The 1,295-nt window shown below is 53.4% G+C and carries 1 protein-coding gene; it reads right to left on the reverse strand.

What is annotated here, in order from left to right:
* A partial coding sequence (locus WN56_RS08465) for a VCBS domain-containing protein (RefSeq protein ID WP_046074623.1) occupies positions 1–1,295 on the reverse strand: 1,295 nt, incomplete at both ends.

Genomic DNA, 1,295 nt, shown 5'->3' on the forward strand with positions numbered 1-1,295 from the left:
CCCGTGGCAGTGACAGGGGCATCGTCTTCATTGCCTTCGGTGACTGAGCCGGTAAAGTTACCGGTGACTTCAGGTAAGTCGTCGGTGCCGGTAATGGTGATAACAATATCTTGTTGCGTGTTATCGCTTGCGGTGAGGGTGATGGTGTCGGTCACCTGATCGCCGGCATCTAAATCCTGAACCGAGCCCTGATTTAGTGTATAGGTCCAGTTCTCACCGACTAGTTCCAACGAGCCGTAAGTGCCTGCCTGTGTGACGTCGGCAAACGTCGGATTGTCATCGCCATCGACATCACTGAGCGCAATGGTACCCGTGGCAGTGACCGCATCGCCTTCGTCACCTTCGGTGACTGAGCCAACAAACTCACCACTCACTTCTGGCGCATCGTCGGTCCCCGTAATCGTGATGACGATATCTTGTTGTGTGTTATCGCTTGCAGTGAGGGTGATGGTGTCTGTCACTTGATCACCGCCATCTAAATCCTGCACCGCAGACTGATCGAGGGTGTAGATCCAGCTTCCATTGACCAGCTCTAGCGAGCCATAGGTACCGGTCTCTGTAGTATTGGCAAAGGTGGGATTATCGTCGCCATCAACGTCACTGATTGAAAGTGTGCCACTTGCAGTTACAGGCGCATCGCCCACATTGCCCTCGGTCACGGAACCGATAAAGCTACCGGTCACTTCTGGCGTATCCTCACTACCAGTAATGGTGATGACAATAGCTTGCTGGGTGCCATCAGAGGCGGAGAGAGTAATGGTGTCGGTCACTTGATCGCCAGCATCTAAATCCTGCACGCTGTCTTGATCAAGCGTATACGTCCAATCACCGTCTACTAGCTCGATCGAACCATAAGTCCCCGTCTCAGTGGTATTGGCGAAGGTCGGATTATCGCCGTCATCAACATCACTGATCGCAAGGGTACCCGTGGCAGTGGCAGGGGCATCGCCCACGTTGCCTTCGGTCACTGAACCAGTAAAGCTACCGGTGACTTCAGGTAAGTCGTCGGTGCCGGTAATGGTGATGACAATATCTTGTTGCGTGTTATCGCTTGCGGTGAGCGTGACAGTGTCTGTCACCTCATCACCGGCATCCAAGTTTTGTACGGCAGACTGATCGAGGGTGTAAGTCCAATTGCCGTTGACCAGCTCTAGCGAGCCATAGGTACCGGTCTCTGTAGTATTGGCAAAGGTGGGATTATCGTCGCCATCAACGTCACTGATTGAAAGTGTGCCACTTGCAGTTACAGGCGCATCGCCCACATTGCCCTCGGTCACGGAACCGATAAAGCTACC

The sequence above is a fragment of the Salinivibrio sp. KP-1 genome (assembly GCF_000968645.1).
Lineage (GTDB): Bacteria > Pseudomonadota > Gammaproteobacteria > Enterobacterales > Vibrionaceae > Salinivibrio > Salinivibrio siamensis.